13 protein-coding genes are annotated in these 14,190 nt (G+C 59.7%); 4 read left to right on the forward strand and 9 right to left on the reverse strand.

Annotated elements, in window-relative coordinates; all coding sequences use genetic code 11:
- Positions 1-149: 149 nt before the first annotated feature.
- Both GPL81_RS29825 and ahr read right to left on the reverse strand, forming a co-directional pair.
- Positions 150-359 (reverse strand): hypothetical protein, encoded by a 210-nt coding sequence (locus GPL81_RS29825; protein ID WP_160109649.1) that lies wholly within the window; start codon positions 357-359, stop codon positions 150-152.
- Between the two features lie 343 nt (positions 360-702).
- Complete coding sequence (gene ahr / locus GPL81_RS29830; RefSeq protein WP_160109650.1) at positions 703-1,734, reverse strand: NADPH-dependent aldehyde reductase Ahr; 1,032 nt, start codon at positions 1,732-1,734, stop codon at positions 703-705.
- A gap of 237 nt (positions 1,735-1,971) precedes the next feature.
- On the opposite strand from ahr, the gene GPL81_RS29835 reads away from it, so the two are divergent.
- Genes GPL81_RS29835 through GPL81_RS29845 form a run of 3 tightly spaced genes read left to right on the forward strand, consistent with a single transcriptional unit; the run spans position 1,972 to position 5,014 of the window.
- Positions 1,972-3,291, forward strand: coding sequence for an MFS transporter (locus tag GPL81_RS29835; RefSeq protein ID WP_160109651.1), 1,320 nt, complete (start codon positions 1,972-1,974; stop codon positions 3,289-3,291).
- 25 nt (positions 3,292-3,316) lie between these two features.
- On the forward strand, positions 3,317-4,069 hold the full coding sequence (locus GPL81_RS29840; protein ID WP_160109652.1) for a maleate cis-trans isomerase family protein: 753 nt from the start codon (positions 3,317-3,319) through the stop codon (positions 4,067-4,069).
- Between the two features lie 57 nt (positions 4,070-4,126).
- The gene (locus GPL81_RS29845) at positions 4,127-5,014 is read left to right on the forward strand and encodes a LysR family transcriptional regulator (RefSeq protein ID WP_160109653.1); all 888 of its coding nucleotides are present in this window, start codon (positions 4,127-4,129) and stop codon (positions 5,012-5,014) included.
- A 100-nt stretch (positions 5,015-5,114) separates the two neighbouring features.
- Here GPL81_RS29845 and GPL81_RS29850 read toward each other — a convergent pair whose 3' ends face one another.
- From GPL81_RS29850 to GPL81_RS29875, 7 genes are all read right to left on the reverse strand, one after another.
- Entirely contained in the window at positions 5,115-6,521 is a 1,407-nt protein-coding gene (locus GPL81_RS29850; protein ID WP_160109654.1) for an aldehyde dehydrogenase family protein, read from the reverse strand.
- 249 nt (positions 6,522-6,770) lie between these two features.
- Positions 6,771-7,835: an alpha/beta fold hydrolase gene (locus GPL81_RS29855; protein WP_160109655.1), complete on the reverse strand. Its 1,065-nt coding sequence runs from the start codon at positions 7,833-7,835 to the stop codon at positions 6,771-6,773.
- 260 nt (positions 7,836-8,095) lie between these two features.
- Positions 8,096-9,457 carry a purine-cytosine permease family protein gene (locus GPL81_RS29860; protein WP_160109656.1) on the reverse strand — a complete coding sequence of 454 codons (1,362 nt, stop codon included), beginning with the start codon at positions 9,455-9,457 and terminating at the stop codon, positions 8,096-8,098.
- A gap of 5 nt (positions 9,458-9,462) precedes the next feature.
- Entirely contained in the window at positions 9,463-10,140 is a 678-nt protein-coding gene (locus tag GPL81_RS29865; RefSeq protein WP_160109657.1) for a cysteine hydrolase family protein, read from the reverse strand.
- A gap of 89 nt (positions 10,141-10,229) precedes the next feature.
- Positions 10,230-10,385, reverse strand: coding sequence for a hypothetical protein (locus tag GPL81_RS31180; RefSeq protein WP_178122638.1), 156 nt, complete (start codon positions 10,383-10,385; stop codon positions 10,230-10,232).
- A 170-nt stretch (positions 10,386-10,555) separates the two neighbouring features.
- Positions 10,556-11,599, reverse strand: a complete 1,044-nt coding sequence (locus GPL81_RS29870) for an LLM class flavin-dependent oxidoreductase (protein WP_096510539.1) — start codon at positions 11,597-11,599, stop codon at positions 10,556-10,558.
- 213 nt (positions 11,600-11,812) lie between these two features.
- Entirely contained in the window at positions 11,813-12,298 is a 486-nt protein-coding gene (locus tag GPL81_RS29875; RefSeq protein ID WP_096510540.1) for a flavin reductase family protein, read from the reverse strand.
- Positions 12,299-12,622: 324 nt separating this feature from the next.
- Between GPL81_RS29875 and GPL81_RS29880 the strand changes: the two genes are divergently transcribed.
- The gene (locus GPL81_RS29880; protein WP_160109658.1) at positions 12,623-14,029 is read left to right on the forward strand and encodes a purine-cytosine permease family protein; all 1,407 of its coding nucleotides are present in this window, start codon (positions 12,623-12,625) and stop codon (positions 14,027-14,029) included.
- The last annotated feature ends 161 nt before the right edge of the window (positions 14,030-14,190 follow it).

A 14,190-nucleotide genomic window follows, 5' to 3' on the forward strand; every position in this document is an offset into this window, starting at 1 on the left:
GGCCAGTGCAGCGGCGACCATGGCACCGCTGGTCATCAAGGCGCGACGGGTGGTTCCGCTTGTCTCGTCAGTCATTTTTCAATACTCATAGGCGTTCTATAGATAGCGTTTGGCAAGGTCCGAGGCGGTCAGTCGGGCTACGGCACCGATCACCTCGTTGCGGTGAATTTATGGCCAAACAAGAACGTCGACCACCAGACATCGGTGTCTGCAATTAACGCTTTGGTATAAGCATCCGGAAGAACGCGATCCCCTGTAGGAGCTGGCTTGTCGGGTCGCCGCATCGCAGTGAAGGCGGCCTTCAGGCCAACCTGAGTGTTGTTGACCGAGTACATATCCATTGCTGCGGCAACGGCCACTTAGGGTTCCGCCCTGACGGCGGGTCACTTGGAAGAGCCTGTAGGAGCGTAGCTTGCTCGCGCGGCCTCTCGAGGGGGCGAACACCGCAACAGCCAAAGCGAGGCGGCCTTCGAGCCGACCTGGCTTTGCGGTTGTACCCAATCCCCTGTGGGAGCTGGCTTGCCAGCGATGGCGGCCTGACAGCCGACCTGACATTTGCGGACGCACCCAATCCTCTGTAGGAGCTGGCTTGCCAGCGAAAACGGATTGTCAGTCGACACCGATGTTGACTGACCCACCGCTTTCGCTGGCAAGCCAGCTCCTACAGGGATCGTGTGCGGTGTTGGCCGGCGCGCCGGTCTTTCATTTGCCGGCATCCAGCACCACGCGATAGCGTGCCTTGCCACTGCGCAGGTGATCGATGGCGTCGTTGACCCGGCTCATCGGAAACTGCTCGACCTGCGGCAGGATCTGATGGCGCGCGCAGAACTCCAGCATTTTCGCCGTGATGGCGGGCGAGCCGACCGGTGAGGCGGACAGGGTTTTCTGTTGGGGAAGCAGGTCGAACACGTGCACAGGAATCGCGCCGGGCACCACGCCAACGAAATGCAGGCGACCCTTGCCGCGCAGGGTGCCGAGCATGGCGGGCCAGTCGAGGTTGGCGTTGGCGGTGACCAACAGAAAATCCAGGGTGCCGGCAATGGCCTTCAGCGCATTGCTGTCGGTCGAGGCGACGACGTTGTGTGCGCCTAGGCGCTTGGCTTCCTCTTGCTTGTTCAATGACGACGTGAAGGCCGTGACCTCGCAACCCCAGGCATTGAGGAAGCGCAGGGCCAGGTGACCGAGGCCGCCGATGCCCACGACGCCGACCCGGTCAGTGGGCTTGACGTTGAATTGCACCAGCGGGTTGAACACCGTGGAGCCTGCGCAGAATAGCGGTCCGGCCATGGCCGGATCGAGGCCGGCGGGGATCGGAAGGGCCCAGGCCCAGTGCGAACGCAGCCGATCGGCGAAGCCGCCGTTGCTGCCGATGATGGTCGGTTGGGCCGTCGTGCAAAGGTTGTGGGAGCCTTCAATACACGAAGGGCAATGCATGCAACTGCCCTTGTACCAACCAATGCCTACTCGTTGCCCCAATTCAAGACCGCGCACCTGTGCGCCCGCCCGCACGATACGGCCGACCACTTCATGGCCCGGGATAAACGGGTACTGGCTGATACCCCACTCGTTGTCGATCAACGACTGATCGGAGTGGCAGACGCCGCAATACTCCACGGCGACTTCAACGTCCTCTTCACCCAAGGGACCGGGGTCGTAGCTGTAGCGCTCCAGCGGGGCGCCGGCTGCCATGGCGGCCCAGCCGGTGAAAGTCGTGAGTTCGGTGCTGTCGCTCATGGGATACCTCCAGATCAGGAGACAAGGTTTGGCCGGGCATGTGCCGCGGCGGAGCCAGAAAAGTGTAGCGGGTCTGCTTCGCAGTGCCATCGCCATCCGCGATGGCAGGCTCGTGAATGCCTGATATACGACTCGTTTTTCCCCTCCTAACATCGGTCACACATGAGCAATTGTTCGCCGATCTGCGTCGGCGCACGGGTTCGCAAAAATAATAATGAGAGTCCCGGAGGTTTAACCATGAAAACCCTCGCTGCCGGATCTACGACCGGTACCCCTGTGGTGGATGGCGTTGGCCAGCTGACTGCGAGTCAGCGTTACGTCACGCTGGGAGGCTCCTGGGCCGCCTGGTTGTTCGATGCGCTGGATGCGACCGTCTTTGGTTTTGTTCTGCTGGCGGTCGCCAAGACCTTTGCCGTTGGCCTGGGCGATGTTGTGTCCACTGTTGCGTGGTTTCTGCTGGCGACGGGAATTGGTGGTTTTTTCCTGGGAAATATCTCCGACAAGATCGGCCGCAAGAAAACCATGATGTTGTCAGTGTTTGTATACGGCACCGGTACCTTGCTCTGCGGTTTCGCCGACAGCCTTTGGCAGCTCAACCTGTTTCGCTTTTGCGTTGGCATCGCCGTGGGTGGTTTGTGGTCCGCCGCTGCGGCGCTGGTTTCGGAGATCTGGCCGCCGGTAGGACGTGCCAAGGCCTTTGCGGTCATGCAGACCGGTTGGTCGGGGGGTGGTTTGCTGGCGGCGATTTTCGCCTGGACGTTCCTCGATGGCAGTAACCCTGAATCCTGGCGGATGTTGTTCATCTATGCCTCGATCCCGGCGTATTTCACCCTGGTGTTCATCTGGCTGTTCGTCAAGGAGTCGCCGGTCTGGCTGGCCAACCGCGAATTCATGCGTAATAACACCGATAAAGGCCGGCTGATGGAGATCTTCCGCCCGCAGTACCTGAAATTGACCTTGCTGGGCCTGAGCATTTCGGTACTGGGCATGTACGGCTACTGGATCATTACCACCTTCATGCCGGCTTATTTGCAGAACATTCTCAATGTTCGTATCGATCAGGCGCCGGTGTTTGTCATCTGGATCGGTATTGGCGCCACCATCGGTTATCTGGCTTACGGCTACCTGGCCGAAAGCATCGGCCGTCGTTTGTCGTTCGCTGTGTTCTTTGCCGGCATGGCAATCATGGTGCCCGTGTTTGCCTACTCGGCGACGTTGATGCCGCTGACGGAAGGCAAGCTGCTGTTCACCACCCAGAACGTCATCACCCTCGGTTCACTGGCGGCGCTGCTGGGCTTTTTCACCGGATATTTCAGCGGCTTCGGCGCCTGGTACTCGGAGTTGTTCCCGACCAGCATCCGTTCTACCGCATCGGGTTTTTGCTTCAACTTCGGGCGGGTCGGCGCCATAGCAGGCATCAAGCTGGTGCCGGTACTCATCCCGCTCATCGGCTTCACGGCCACCATTTCCCTGGCCTCCGTTTCCTACGTCATCGCCGCCGTCATGGTGTTCACGTTGCAGGAAACCAAAGGCGTTCAACTCACCAGCGGCAACTGATCAGCACTGTTCAAAGGAAAACTCCATGAAAAACTTTCGAATCGGCCAAATCGTACCCAGCTCCAACACGACGATGGAGACCGAAATCCCGGCGATGCTTACTTCGCGCTATTCGCTGTTTCCCGAAGAGCGCTTCACTTTCCACTCTTCGCGCATGCGCATGATGCATGTCAGCCCCGAAGAGCTGAAAAAAATGGACATCGACAGTGACCGTTGTGCGCTTGAGTTGAGCGATGCGCGGGTTGATGTCATGGCCTATGCCTGCCTGGTGGCGATCATGTGCCAGGGCCCTGGCTATCACAAAGTCTCACAGGAGCGTTTGAGCAAAACCGTTGCCTCCAACCAGTCGGCCGCTCCGGTACTCAGTTCCGCCGGGGCGTTGATCGATAGCCTGCACATGCTCGACTACAAGAAAATCTCGATCATTACGCCGTATATGAAGCCGCTGACCCAACAAGTCATCGACTACATCGAGGCGGCCGGTATTGAAGTGGTCGATTCCATCAGCCTGGAGGTCTCTGACAACCTCGAAGTCGGTCGCCTGGACCCGATGAATCTGGTGGCCCATGCTGACAAGCTGAATATCGGACAAGCCGATGGCGTGGTGTTGTCTTGCTGTGTACAGATGCCGTCGCTGCCAGCGATCCAGATTGTCCAGGATCGCCTCGACAAACCGGTTTTGTCGGCGTCGGTTGCGACCGTTTACCAGATGCTGAAGACCCTCGGCCTCAAAGCGCAGGTGCCAAACGCCGGACATCTGCTGTCCGGAGCATTCTGAGTCGATGCCAGTGAGGGTACTATGGCGGTCTTTCAGGTCCGCCAACCGGTACTTCACATGAAACTCGATCCGGTCTCGCTACGGCTTTTTGTCAGCGTCGTCGAAGAGGGCACCATCGCTGCCGCCGCCAAGCGCGAACACATCGCTGCGGCGGCGGTCAGCAAACGACTCAGCGAACTGGAAGAGCTGCTGGACTCCAAGCTGCTCAATCGCACCAATAAAGGCATCACGCCGACCGATGCCGGCCTGTCGTTATTGTTCATGGCCCGCAGTGTGCTGAACAACCTCAACGAAATTGTCGTGCAGATGCGCGATTACTCTCACGGCCGTCGTGGCTCGGTGCATGTCCTGGCCAACATCTCTGCCATCACTCAATTCCTGCCCGGCCTGATCAAATCGTTCATGGACCTGTACCCACTGATCAATGTCAGCCTTGAAGAAAAGCAAAGCCTGGCCATTACCAAAGCCGTGGCGGAAAACCGCGCCGACATCGGAATCTTCACGCGGCTGCCCCATGGCGCCGACATCGAGGTCTTTCCGTTTCGCACTGATCGGCTGGTGTTGCTCGTGCCCAATGGCGACCCGTTGGCCGAACGTCAATCAGTCAAATTCAGCGAAACCCTGGAGCACGAGCACATCGCTTTGCGCAGCGGCACTCATCTGAACTTTCAATTGATCAAGGCGGCCAACGACCTGGGCCGTTCGCTGAAAATCCGTATGGAAGTTTCCAGCTACGATGCGATGTGCCTGATGGTTCAGGCCGGACTGGGCATTGGCATCATGCCTGAGGGGAGCGCACGGATTTACAGAATGGACAGTGCGAAGGTGATCCGGCTGGACGAGACATGGGCATCCCGCGAGCTGAGCGTGTGCGTTCGCTCGCGAGAGGCGCTGTCGGGCGTCGCGGGGTTGTTTCTGGATCATCTGCTCGAAGGGCAGGCATGACCAGGAGCGAGCTCGCGATGGACTCAAGAGGGTCGCGTTTAGCCCGTAACCCCGCGTAATCGTTAACGTCCATCGCGAGCAGGCTCGCTCCTACATTAGATCAACCCCGTATGGCCTTCGAACGCCAGACCATCATCTTCTCGACCTGCATGTCCTTCATGGTGTGAGGAATCCCGCCCACGCCGTGCCCGGACAGGCTCGCCCCGGCGAATGGCATCCAGTCGACGCGGAACGTGGTGCTTTCGTTGACCATCACCGCGGTGGCGTTCAGGTCCTGGTAGCACTGCATGGCGGTGTCCAGGTCCTGGGTGAAAACGGCGGCCTGGAAAGCGTAGGGTAGGGCGTTGGCCAACTGGATCGCTTCGGCCAGGTCGTCGTAGGCATACACCGCCACCACCGGGCCGAACACTTCTTTTTGCATCACGTTCGAATCGATGGCCGGGTTCAGCAGTACGGTTGGCGCATAGCAATTGTTGTCCAATATGCGGCCACCGGAAATCAGGCGTGCACCGCCGGCAACAGCATCATTGACCCATTGGCTCACGCGGTTCACTTCGCGCCCGGCGATCAGCGGGCCGACATCGGTGCGTGGGTCGGTCGGGTCGCCGACCACCATGGCGTCGCCCAGTTGACCGAGGCGCACGGCGACCTGTTCGGCGATGCTGCGGTGGCAGAAAATCCGTTGCACGCTCACGCAGACCTGTCCGGCGTGGAAGAAGGCGCCACGGGCGATGCGCGGCAGGGCGTCATCGAGGTCGGCATCGGCGGCCAGCATCACCGGTGCCGCACCGCCGTGCTCCAGCGCACAGCGAGTGCCCGGCGCGAGGGTCGAGCGCAGCATCCAGCCCACGGCTGCCGAGCCGATGAAGCTGAAGAATCCCACCCGAGGGTCGGCCACCAGTTTGCCGGTGATGGCGTTATCGGTCGGCAACACCATTTGTGCCCAACCCTTGGGCAGGCCGGCCTCGATCAGGATATCGACCAGGGTCTGGCAACTGAGCGGTGTGTTCGCTGCCGGTTTGACGATCACCGGTGCGCCGACGGCGATGGCCGGTATCACTTGATGCACGATCAGGTTAAACGGATGGTTGAACGCCGAGACGGCCGCGATCACGCCGATCGGCTCGTATTGGGTGAACGCCACACGGTTCGCCGAGGCAGCGTTGAGCCCCATGGGAATCACATGACCGCCCTCGGAGCGCAATACTTCGATGCTGTTGAGGATGCCGTCGATGCCGCGCTCAACCTCGGCAATCGAGTCCTTCAACGGCTTGCCGCCTTCACGGGCCGCCTGGGTGGCGATCTCGATCTTGCGTTCACCGATCAATTGCGCGGCGCGGTGGAGAATTTCAATGCGCCGAGGCTTGGACAGCCACTGGCTGCGGTCGCTGAACAGACCGTGGGCAACACCCAATGCCTGCTCGACATCGGCCTGGGTGGAAATGGCCACATGACCGACGACTGCGCCGTTGTAGGGTGCGTGGACAGCCAGGGTTTGTTCAGACATGGGACTTACCTCGAATCGTACATTGACGGGTTTAGCGAGCTTTGGAAGATCAAAAGATCGCAGCCTGCGGCAGCTCCTATGGGATCGGGTTTACACCCGGATAGTGTAGGAGCTGCCGCAGGCTGCGATCTTTCGACCCGCCGAAGGGCTTGCAAGACATGGCGTCAAGGTAGTCCTGAGCGAGGGTTTCGAAAACTGAATAATTCAGAAGCTATCGTTCAGTTTTCGAGAAGATCTGATGGCCGACTCTCAAAGATGATCGGCATCGATGATCGCCTTGGCAAAGGCCTGCGGATCTTCTTGCGGCAGGTTGTGGCCGATGCCACCGCTGCTGAGCCGATACTCATACTTGCCGGTGAAACGCTGGCGGTAGTCCTCGGCTTTCGGGTGCGGTGCGCCGTTGGCGTCGCCTTCCATGGTGATGGTCGGCACGCTGATGGACGGCGCCTTGGCGAGTTTCTGCTCCAGGGCGTCATATTGGGGTTCGCCCTGAACGAGGCCCAGACGCCAGCGGTAGTTGAAGACCGTGATGGCGACATGGTCGGGGTTGTCGAGTGCGGCGGCGCTGCGATCGAAGGTGGCGTCGTCGAACGCCCATTTCGGCGAAGCGAGCTGCCAGATCAATTTGGCGAAGTCGTGGGTGTTCTTTTCGTAACCCGCACGGCCGCGCTCGGTGGCGAAGTAGAACTGGTACCACCACTGCAATTCAGCCTTTGGCGGCAACGGATTCTTGCCGGCCTCCTGGTTGCCGATGAGGTAGCCGCTGACCGAAACCAGCGCCTTCACCCGCTCAGGCCAGAGCGCCGAGACGATATCGGCTGAACGCGCGCCCCAATCGTAGCCACCGAGCACGGCCTGTTTGATCTTCAAGGCGTCCATGAAGTCGATGACATCACTGGCGAGTGCGGCAGGTTGGCCATTGCGAACGGTTTTTTCAGACAGGAAATGCGTGTCGCCATAACCCCGGGCATAGGGCATCAGCACCCGGTAGCCCTTGGCCGCGAGCAAGGGTGCGACCTCGTCATAGCTGTGAATGTCGTAAGGCCAGCCGTGCAGGAGAATGACCACCGGGCCATTGGCCGGGCCGGTTTCGGCGTAGGCCACGCTGAGCAAACCCGCGTTGACATGCTTGAGTGGGCCGAACGGGGTATCGGCGGTGCTGCCGGCCTTGGCTGCCGCAGGTGCGGAGTCGCTGGCCTGGGCGTGCGTGGCTGCCAGTGCGCCCAGCTGCATCAGGGTGAATGCGAGGACGGAGGAGCCCACCCAGTGGCGGCGTTTTTTGTTGGCGTCACTGTTCAAAAAATGCACTTTCATGGGGGGAGAGCTCCTTTCAAATGATGGGGTGGTGGATTGACAGGTATAGCCTGCCGGGAACGACGGCTGCCTCAATCCGTGGTTCACAGTTAAGCGTGGTGAGGTATCCGGGGTGTTTCAGAAAAGGGGGTGGGTGAAGCGTTGTGTATCGCGGGAGGGTGTAGATACATTTCGATACATGCCAGGGCGCGATCCTCTGTAGGAGCTGGCAAGCCAGCTCCTACAGGGGAAAGGCGTGTGAGCCGGACAGGTCGTGCCGACTACGACACCCGACTCACGGCAGGCGCACCCAAGCCCCGTTTCATCAGCCCGTAATAACTCAACGCAGGCACCACCAACCCCACCAGCCAGGCCAGGTCAACCCCGTCCAGTGCCGTGGCGACCGGTCCGACATACAACGTGGTGTTCATGAACGGCACCTCCAGGGCAATCGCCAGAGCGAAACTGCCGCAGGCGATCCAGTTGATCCGTCCATACATGCCGTTGAGGTCGAAGATGTCATCGATCCGGTACTGGCCTTTGCGCAGGCCGTAGTAGTCCACCAGATTGATCGCCGTCCAGGGGATCAGGAAGTAGCTCATGAAGAAGATGAAGTTGAGGAAAAAGTTGATGAAGTCGTCCTGACTGATGGTGCACAGCGCCGTTGCCACCAGGCTGATCACCAGCATGAACACACCGCGCACCCGAGGCGTTACCTTGAGGCGGGCGAAGGGTTCGATCACGGTAATGGTCGACATGAAGGCGCCGTACAGGTTGAAGACGTTGATCGACACCTGGCCGTAGACGATGAAGGCGAACAGCACCATCGTGCCGCCGCCGAACAGGCCGGCAACATGGCCACCGACGTTGCTGGAAAAATCGCCGATGCCGACGCTCAGGATCGCCCCGAGAATCATCATCCATGCACCCCCGCTGACCGTCCCGGCGTAGCTGTACCAGAACACCCGGGCGGTCGGCGTGTTACTCGGCAGGTAGCGTGAATAGTCGGCGACATATGGCGCATAGGACAGCTGCCAGGTCACGGCAATGCTCACCGCCACCAGGAATTTCGACAGCGAAAAACCCGTCGGCAGCCATTGTTCGGCCGGGATCGACAACTGCAAGGCAAACAGCGTGGCGGCGGCAAATACCAGCAGCGAGAGGATCGACAGCAGCTTCTGCAAGCGATGAATCAGCCGGTAACCATACAGCGCGACGACGAAGCACAACGCACCGATCAGGTAGACATTGCCGCTGGCCGGCAACGGGCTGACCGACGCCAGCGCCTGGGCAGCGAGCAGGGTATTACTGACGAAGAACCCCAGGTAAATCAGCATCACGAACAGCAGTGGCAGCACCGCGCCGAGCACGCCGAACTGGGCGCGACTCTGGATCATCTGCGGGATGCCCAGCTTCGGCCCTTGCGCGGAATGGGAGGCCATGAAAATCGCCCCCACCAGCGAACCGATGAGGATTGCCAATGCACTCCAGAACAAATTGAGCCCCATCACCACCGGCAACACACCGGAGGCAATGGTGGTGATGTTCATGTTGGCGCCGAACCAGATATAGAACAGCGAGGCGGGCCGACCATGACGCTCGGTTTCAGGGATGAAATCGATGCTTCTTTTTTCGACTTGCATGGCGATTACTCCTGAGCCTGGACGAGGTGGGCTTGCAGCCGGGCGATGGTGCTTTGCAGCTCGTGGGGCTGGTGGGCGAACATGTCCGGCTGCCGGGGGCTCAGGCTCAGGTAACTGTGCTGTTCCAGGGCGCGCAGGCACTGGGCACTGGTCAGCATTTCGAGGGAGTAGACCCAATTGGCCATGATCAGCAAGGCCGAATAGTGCCCGGCCAGGGTGGTCGTGGTGCAGGCGTCGGTGACCAGGCGAATGTGATAGCCCAAGGCGAAGGCATCGAACACCGTGCTCAGCACGCAGACATCGGTCAGCACGCCACTGAGGATCAGCGTGTCGACGTCCAGCGCCTTGAGCCGGGCATCCAGGTCGGTGCGGTGGAAGGCGCTGTAACGGCCCTTGTCGATCACCGTTTCATCGGCCAGCGGCGCCAGGCTTTCGATGATCTCGACTTGTCGGGTGCCGGCGCGATAGCTGCTGGGGCCACCGTCGGTTGCCCGGGGTTCGCCACGGGGCATGTCGCTGCCGTCGGCGGGGTTGATGTGGCGGGTATAGAAAACGGGGACCTGCTGCTGGCGTGCGGTTTCGAGCAGGGCGGCGGTGTTCTCTACCACCGTGTCGAAGTGTTCGAGGACGAAACCGTCCTCCTGTTGCATGTCGATGATCAACAGCGCGTTTTTATTGTTCATTGAGCAAACCTGATCAAAGGCGAAACACAATGCACCGTCACACGCCGTGCGGTGCAGGGTGTGGGGTGCGTGATATCCGGTTCGGGTGCTCAGTGAACTATTTGCCAGAAGCCGTTCTGCTTGGCTGTGACGCTGGCGCGCAATCGCTTGAAATGCAGGTGCGAAGCGGTCCATTCGCCGCGCAGGTAAGCCTGTGCGGCGCCGGAGGGAGGAGGGAGGGATTGGAGACGATCTTTGTTGAACATGGGAGTCGACCTTGTAGGAGCGAGCCTGCTCGCGAAAAACGCCCGGACAACACAGTCATACAGGCGGAGCGCGTTATCGTTTACGTCCATCGCGAGCAGGCTCGCTCCTACAAAAGCTATTTGCCGACGATCAAATCCGGGCGTTCACCCAATCCCCTGTGGCAGGGCATTCAGCGGAACGCCGGCACCACATGCTTGATGAACAGCTCCAGGGATTTTTTCTTTTCCGCATGGGGCAGGCTGTTGTCGCACCAGAAGCTGAATTCGTCGACGCCCAGTTCCTGGTAGTACTTGATGCGCGGAATGATTTCTTCCGGGGTGCCGATCATGGCGGTCTTGTGCAGGCTATCGAGTTCGAACTCAGGACGGCCGACGAATTTTTCCTCCGGGCTCGGTGCCAGGAAACCGTTGACCGGGGTTTGCTTGTTACCGAACCAGGCGTCGAAGGTGCGGTAGAACTTCGCGATCGCCTTGGCCCCGACTTTCCAGCCCTCGGGATCATCCACTGCGTGAACATGGGTATGACGCAGCACCATCAGTTGCGGGCGTGGTACGTCCGGGTTGTTGTCCAGCGCCGTCTGGAATTTGTTCTTCAGGTCGAGGACTTCTTCGTCGCCTTTCATCAGCGGCGTGACCATGACGTTGCAGCCGTTGGCTACCGCGAAGTTGTGTGAATCGGGGTCGCGGGCAGCAATCCACATCGGCGGGTTCGGCTGCTGGATCGGCTTGGGCACGCTGGTGGAGGTCGGGAATTTCCAGATGTCGCCATTGTGGGCGTAGTCGCCTTGCCACAGCGCGCGCACCACCGGAACCATTTCCCGCAGCGCCTGGCCACCGCTCGATGCCGGCATGCCACCGGCCATGCGGTCGAATTCGACCTGGTAGGCACCGCGCGCCAGGCCCACTTCCATGCGCCCGTTGCTGATCACATCCAGCAGCGCGCACTCACCGGCCACCCGCAGCGGATGCCAGAACGGCGCGATGATGGTGCCGGCGCCCAAATGGATCGTGGTGGTCTTGGCAGCCAGGTAGGCCAGCAGCGGCATCGGGCTTGGCGAGATGGTGTATTCCATGGCGTGGTGTTCACCGATCCATACGGTGCTGAAGCCACCGGCCTCGGCCATCAGGGTCAGTTCGGTCAAGTCTTCGAACAACTGACGGTGGCTGACGCTTTCGTCCCAACGTTCCATGTGTACGAACAGGGAAAATTTCATGACGCTACCTCGGATCTTTTGTTATCGGCCTGTCGACTGCGGGCTCGTTGGTTATTGGTATACCATAATACGTAATGTCTGCAAGTTTTCTTGCTTTTCTGTAGGAGCGAGCCTGCTCGCGAAAAAACACCAGGCGCCGCTGGGTATCTGGTTTTACGCGTTATCGTTGACGACCATCGCGAGCAGGCTCGCTCCTACAGGGGGGCTCATTGATCAAGCGAGGACCGGCAACGCCCCCATCTTCCCGTGGCAATACACCAGCGGCCCGGCGTTCTGTTGGGGCACGATCAGGTTCTTCACCGCACCGACCATGATGGCGTGGTCGCCGCCTTCATATTCGCGCCACAGTTCACATTCGATCACCGCCGTGGCATTGGCCAGGATCGGATTGCCCAGCTCGCTCAAGGTCCATTCGATGCCTTGCGCCTTGTCCTTGCCCTTGCGTGCGAAGGCATAGGCTTCGCTCTGCTGGCCGCCGGACAGCACGTGAATGGCGAAGCGCTTGTTCTTGATCAGGACCGGGTAGGAGTCGGAGCTGTAGTTGGGGCAGAACAAGACCAGCGCCGGGTCCATGGACAGCGAGCTGAAGGCGCTGGCGGTCAGGCCGACGATTTGCCCGTCGTCATCGAGGGTGGTGATTACCGTTACGCCGGACGGGAACGAACCCATGACTTTTTTATAGATGGCAGCATCGATCATTGGACTGTCCTCGGGTGGTGTGACGCTGTTTTTATGTGTTTGTAGGTCTGATGGTATACCGTAATACATAGTTTGCAAGGGCTTTTTCCACGGACCGACAAACGCGCACCGTTGGTCTTTAAGTCAATGTTTACGGGGCTTTCAGCTAGGCAGCGTGTGTCGTTATGCGGCAGGATGGCGGTTCAGATACGCGTTCAAAGACCGGATCAGTCTTGTGAAAATGTTGGAATACCATAATATGGTTCGCATCTGAGGGGTGACGACACAGCGCCCCCGGTTTGGCTTCATACAAAGATAAGAACAGACAAACTCGAGTTCATGCATATGTCCCAGATGTCCCGGCAAGATCCGTTGATCGAGAATCACACGGTCGATTACGTTCCTCTCGCAGAGCGCCATGGGAAGGCCCGCGATCTATTCACGCTATGGTTCAGCACCAACATCGCGCCGCTGCCGATCGTTACCGGCGCGATGGTGGTTCAGGTGTTCCATCTCGATCTGTTCTGGGGGCTGTTGGCGATTGCCCTGGGGCATATGGTCGGCGGCCTGGTGATTGCCCTTGCGTCGGCGCAAGGGCCACGCATGGGCATTCCGCAAATGGTCCAGAGCCGGGGTCAGTTCGGTCGCTATGGCGCGCTGCTGATCGTGTTTTTCGCCGCGCTGATCTACATCGGCTTCTTCATCTCCAACATCGTGCTCGCGGGCAAGTCGATTGTCGGCATCGCGCCTTCGGTGCCGGTGCCGGCCAGCATCCTGATCGGCGCCCTCAGCGCCACGGCCATCGGGGTCATCGGTTATCGCTTCATTCATACCCTCAACCGAATCGGCACCTGGGTCATGGGCAGCGCGTTGCTCGCCGGGTTCCTCTATATCTTCGCCCATGACCTGCCGGCCGACTTCTTCACGCGTGGTGGTTTCAATCTGTCGGGCTGGCTGGCTACGGTGTCGCTGGGCATCATCTGGCAAATCAGCTTTTCGCCCTATGTGTCGGACTACTCGCGCTACCTGCCGGCGGATATCGGCATAACCCGTCCATTCTTCGCCACTTACCTGGGCGCGACCCTGGGGACGATTCTGTCCTTCACCTTCGGCGCGGTAGCGGTACTGGCGACCCCCGAAGGCACCGAGGCGATGGCGGCGGTCAAGCAATCCACCGGTTGGCTGGGGCCGATCCTGATGGTGCTGTTCCTGCTCAACATCATCAGCCACAACGCCTTGAATCTGTACGGCGCGGTGCTGTCGATCATCACCTCGATCCAGACCTTTGCCAGCCAGTGGACGCCCAGCATCAAGGTGCGCGTGGTGTTGTCGAGCGTCGTGCTGGCGGGCTGCTGCGTGGTGGCGCTGGGTGCTTCGGCGAACTTCATTTCGCAGTTCATCGGACTGATCCTGGCCCTGCTGCTGGTGCTGGTGCCGTGGGCGTCGATCAACCTGATCGACTTCTATGTGATCAAGCGCGGGTGTTATGACATTGCTTCGATCTTCCGTGCGGACGGCGGGGTTTATGGGCGATTCAATCTGCATGCGATCGTGGCGTATTTCATCGGGATCATCGTGCAGCTGCCGTTTGCGAATACGTCGTTGTATGTGGGGCCGTATGCCAATCTGGTGGAAGGGGCGGATTTGTCTTGGTTGGTGGGGTTGGTGGTGACTTGTCCACTCTATTATTGTCTGGCGACGCGTGGAGAGACTGAGCAGGGCAGGGCCGCGCGGTTGGGTTTTACGGATTGATCCGAGTCTGATTGTGTTTTTCTGGGATGCCCGGCTCTTGCCGGGCATTTTTGTTTGTGGGGATTGTGTACATATCCGTTGTTGCGGTAACGGCGGCTGGCGGTTTCGCTTTTACAGCGAGTCACTTGGAAGAGCCCCAAGTAACCAAGGGCTCTTGCCCC

The sequence above is a fragment of the Pseudomonas izuensis genome (assembly GCF_009861505.1).
GTDB lineage: Bacteria > Pseudomonadota > Gammaproteobacteria > Pseudomonadales > Pseudomonadaceae > Aquipseudomonas > Aquipseudomonas izuensis.